Source organism: Oleiphilus sp. HI0123 (assembly GCF_001635315.1).
Genome location: NZ_LWGE01001176.1, coordinates 1 through 4,967, shown reverse-complemented (window position 1 = coordinate 4,967; position 4,967 = coordinate 1). Strand labels below are relative to the sequence as shown.

Annotated in this window: 5 protein-coding genes; all 5 read right to left on the bottom strand. The window is 41.5% G+C overall.

The features are described from left to right. On the bottom strand, positions 1 to 535 hold a 535-nt coding region (locus tag A3761_RS12935; RefSeq protein WP_156491829.1), incomplete at its 3' end, for a hypothetical protein. Further along, positions 532 to 1,158 (bottom strand): OmpA family protein, encoded by a 627-nt coding sequence (locus A3761_RS12930; protein ID WP_068511984.1) that lies wholly within the window; start codon positions 1,156 to 1,158, stop codon positions 532 to 534. The genes A3761_RS12935 and A3761_RS12930, both read right to left, overlap by 4 nt. Then, a complete protein-coding gene (locus A3761_RS12925; protein ID WP_068511981.1) occupies positions 1,145 to 2,572 on the bottom strand; it encodes a hypothetical protein in 1,428 nt (475 codons plus the stop codon). The genes A3761_RS12930 and A3761_RS12925 overlap by 14 nt, the downstream gene beginning before the upstream one ends. Beyond that, positions 2,565 to 2,918 carry a hypothetical protein gene (locus A3761_RS12920; protein WP_068511976.1) on the bottom strand — a complete coding sequence of 118 codons (354 nt, stop codon included), beginning with the start codon at positions 2,916 to 2,918 and terminating at the stop codon, positions 2,565 to 2,567. Before A3761_RS12920 ends, A3761_RS12925 begins: the two co-directional genes overlap by 8 nt. A gap of 213 nt (positions 2,919 to 3,131) precedes the next feature. Continuing rightward, positions 3,132 to 4,967, bottom strand: a 1,836-nt coding sequence (locus A3761_RS12915; protein WP_231881221.1) for a UvrD-helicase domain-containing protein, incomplete at its 5' end; no start/stop codon positions are given.

Here is a 4,967-nt window from a genome sequence, read left to right as displayed (position 1 = left end):
CAATAGACTTTCTAAATCGAGCTAGTTTCAGTAAGGCTGCAAATGGCAAGTTTTGCTTTAAGAAAAATTCGACAGGAGCCCCATCACTTTGAAACATTTCTCTGCATACGCCATCGAAATAACCTTTCATGCATTGAGAATAAAGATGTGGATGACTCTTACACTCTTTTGCCGCAACGTTAAGCGGCTTCTTGAATACATTTTTTTTGCTGAAATACCAGTAGTAGACCTTAACTGCTAAGTTTGAGTTTTTTGAGTAATAACGCCAGAAAGAGCTTGCAAGGGACTTAGCTTCTTCCTGATCTAACTCATCCCAAAAGTCGTTGCTAATAAGCATGAGCAAATCAAACTCTGAAAGGTGTTTGAACTTATTAGACCTAATTAGAGCTAATAATTCGTCGCTACCTTTAACACTGAAGTTTGCTCTGAGCGCCAAATTATCTCCAGAAAAACTTTTCCCCTTGAAGGAACCTAGAGAATTAGAAAGCGAGTCCCAAGCTTTAGTAGATGGTTTAAATCCCCCTAGAGTAATCATTTTAACAACCTAACCGCCTCTTCATAAGTTCCCTTAAATTGAAGGCGAAACATTACTTTCCGGTCCGCTTTCGTTGCTACTTTTTGGTTAGCTTCCGTCTCGCCTCTACCTGTCACTGTGAGCTTGTTCATTAATTTGGTCTTATGAGGAAACTCAAAGCTAAGAATATTCTGCATAACTGCATTGGCACGTAACAAACTAAGCTGCATGTTATAACCGTAATCCCCTACTTTGTTCGAATGTCCTTCAACAATTACGCGCACGACTTCTTCTGCAGCGTCAGGGTTCTTATAAATACCTCTCGCGTACAGTGGAATAAAGCGCTTTAGGAATTTAACACCCTCCGCAGAAAGCTTCGCTGAATCGTGCCCGAATAAGATATTATCCATAATTGTAATATCTCCTGTTTCAGGATTGATCTCTGCCTGGATACCATCTGCATTAAGCTGTTCACTAATCGCTTGAATTACAAAAATACGGTTTTGTTGGCTTTGTTCGTGACGCTGGCTAAGAAGTAACATAGTCGCCACAACGAGCAAGGCGAAAATCATCATCAAACCCGACATCAAATCCCCAATTGACATCCAATGTGCATCAGACTCCACTGCATCATGCTGGCTCATGCGTCAAATCCTTTGAATGCTCTGTAGAATCAGCAATACTTGCCGCGGTTGCTAGAACTTGTGCTACATTCAAGAGCTTGGCGTGCACATCAGTCGATGACTTATTAACTGACTTAATGTACTCATCAAGAAACTCTCTGCTTGAACCATGATAATTGGCTACCTCGTTTAAGAGTTCCTTCAGTTGGGCGTTTTGGTGATCAGAGCCTTCTTGAATTTGTTTGAGCAATTCACGTGATGTGCCGACCACCTGATTCAACACAGCCTCTATTGAAGCAACTAACTCTGCATCTAATGACGGCATTTGTGTAGCCAGCGCATTCAGCGTTTCTAAGTGCGCCCCAAGATCGGTGTTTAGCTTTTCCAAGGTTTCATTGAGAATTTCACCTGCCGAAATGAGCTGCTGACTTAGTTTTTCTCCTACTTCCTGTTGGAATCTATTTAGAACGTTTTCGATGCTAGCAATAGACTCCTGTTGATGTTCGCGCAGTTTGTCTACTGTCTGGTCGAGCTCTTCTCCCAGCGGCAAAAGTGATTCTGTTAGTTTAGTAACCGAAGTAGTGCTCTGATCAACAAGTCCCGCTGTACTTTCTAGACGCACCTGAATTGGTTCAATTACTTGAGACCTAAGGTCATCCATCATCTTTTGTAGTACCTGCTCGCCATTTTCTTTTTTTATTTCACTTAAGACATTAAGCTCTTCACCTATACGTTCTAACATCGGAGAAAGTGAGCTAGTCATTTTGTCAGCAATCGCATCAGCATTAAATGACCTAGCCGATTCCGCCATGGCTTGTGCAGCATCAACCATGTCATTACTACCCATACTCGCCACCATGTCAGACATATCGAATAATCTAAAACCCTTTGATTCTAAGGCTTTGATTGATTCAATATTCTGGTTTCGAACCTTTCTCAAAAATATGGTGTGGCGTAACAAGCTCAAGACCAGACCTCCAATAATACCCGCTACTGAGGTATAGAATGCGACTTTCATACCTTCTAACAGCCCACCAATCGAAGCTAGTAACTTGTCGGAAGAGCCTTTGGCATGCAAATCAAGTGGTTCCAAATCACTTAAGCCGTAACTAATTCCAAGAAAGGTCCCTAGTACGCCCAAGGAGGTTACAAAGGCGGGCATCCAGTCGAAGCCAAGACTCTTTTCTTCAAGTGCTTCTGGCCACTTTCGAATACAAATTGGACCAGAATTTTGCGCAGAAACAATACCATGTTTCGACTTTAGCAGTTGCGCGGGAGTACTTTCTAATAACTCCTCCTGTAGCTTTGCCTTATCTTTCTTGTCTACAGTCATGACCTTGAGCCACACCGCCAAGGTAGCGAGAGTGAAAAAACCGATAAAGGCAAAAAAGGTGGTGTTGATGTTTGATTCAAATAAAACTGATAGATCAATCATGTTTGTAGTTCCTGACAAGTACAGCTAGTTCATTTTTAGTTAAGAATTCTTCGGCCAGTCTCTTTGGCATATGAGCGCCGTCCGTATATGGACCTATTTTATTAGGCAAAACGACGGAATAAATTTCTTCTGATGTCTCTTCAGTGTCTAGCTGAAGGTATACGGAAGGAAACTCTCTTCTTAGTAGCTCAATTTGATAGGCTAGTTTGGTGTGCCTAAAAAACTCACCATGGGAATCAGAACTTTTGTTATCGTCCTGATGTGATTTCCAAAAATGGTTAATCGTGTGAATACGCTTAACTAGCTCTTCAATAGTCAGGGCGTATGACATTCCTTCGTACTTCATTTCTTACTCCTTTAAACAAGCGAATTATTTCATCATGCCTGTCTTTGGTAAATTAAATAGCTCTCGTTTTGCACAGCGAATTAAAATAACGATAAATCCGCGTGTTTTTGTCTTAAGCCATAATGACTACCAATTGAAAGAAGTTTTACGGACAATTGGGGGACGTTCATAGAAACATTAGTTCTAATTTGTGGCAAACCGCGTACTTCCTTGTTACAACAATCTCTGTTCATTGAAATATGAGCTTAGCTGTCCATAACTCAATATATGGGCTGACTTTCTGGCGCGCGTCAAGGCTACATAGACCAAACTTCGCTCTTCTGTATCAGCTTGTGCAAGTGAGGCTTTATCTGCCCGCCCCTGCAGTGCATACTGTAAGGGTATTAGTCCTTCATTCGCTGAAGCCAACACAACATGATTAAACTCTAACCCTTTGACACGATGGACGGTTGCTAGTTTTATTGCGCCACTCCCTTCATCAGCTCTGTTGGCTTGAATTATTGAGGTTTTGATACCAAGGTTTGCAAAACCTTTACTCAGTTCATTAACTTCACTATTTGTTCGCGCAACGACACAGAAATTTTCGTGGGGCTCTGCTGACTGTTTTACTAAGTTTGAAACATAGGAGCACTGTTCATTTAAGTTCGACAGTGTTTCGATAACTGGAAATTCACCATGACTGAGAGACTTGTACTGATGGTTATCGTCGGTGCCACCATCTAAATCGTCGATATCCCTCCCCTCCAAAAGGTTAATGGCAGAAAGTCTGATTTCGTCTGTCGTACGATAGTTAATTTTTAACTTCGAAGAGCGGCCACGAATATTAATACCGCATTGGCTCAATATGACCTTATTTTTACCGTATATACGCTGATGAGCATCGCCAACAATAAATAGATCATTAGGTCTCTCTGGCACAATAGCTCTTAACAATTTGTATGCTTGAGACCCCATATCTTGAGCTTCATCCACGATGACAGACGAATAGTCTTGAGTTCCTTGCCCGCTTTCTATAAATCCGAGAGTATCTCGATAAACATCATCAACCTCTTTATAATGTTCGGCATTTAGTAGTCGACGATATTCTTCAAACACCGGCCAAATTTCAAAGCGTTGCTCACGATCAAGTCTTGTACCCCTGCCTTTTCTAGAAGCTCGTTTATACGCATTGAACGTATCAATGCCTTGAGCCTGTACGACACGTTGCCATTCTTCCTTGTAGAAATTATTGGAAAAATTTAAATGTCGTGGACATTTGATGAGCGCTTTACCCCATAACTCTTCACTTTTACGTTGATCATAGAGTATGCGGTATCCATAATTATGATGTTTTAGAAAGTTTTGCACCCATTGGTCAAGGTTAATGACTTCAATCTTAGAAAGGGTATGCTGATCGCAAATACTTTGAAGGCTAGTTGAAATATCAATCGCGAGGTTTTTGGTATAAGTGGTAAACAGAACTTTCTGTCCGTTATCACAGCAGTTTTCTGCAAGCCATTTGGCACGGTGCATTGCCACAACTGTTTTGCCCGTACCCGCTCCACCTAGTACTCTTACCGAACCATTCTTAATACCCATAACGAGCTTGCGTTGCGCTGGGTGCAGAAACACTCGCCATTTAGCAACCGGTTCAGCAAGCATTTCTCTTAGCTCTTTTTCACTTGCTGGGACAAAGAAGCTAGCTATAGTAGAAGGTAGGCTGAGTGCTTGCTGATAGTCTGATGAATCAACGCTTGAAACATCGCTAGTTTCGCTTTCTAGTAAAAGACTTTCATAGCTTTCGCCCGCGTTATAAAAGAATAAAGCCTCATATGCCTCTTTCGGTAATCGGTGTTGTAGTTGATCCAACATCGACTCGTTAGTCACACTCCTTACAGACGATATAAGCTCATCGGGAACACCAAGTCTTAGTAAGTGTTTATCCTTTAAATTGTCAAACAAGCCCTTTTCGAAAGTAGACGGAGCTGAAACCTTTTGCATCGTCTCAATCATGGTCTCGTATATCTGTAGAGATCCAGTATTAGGATTTATTTTACACTGATGAACTGC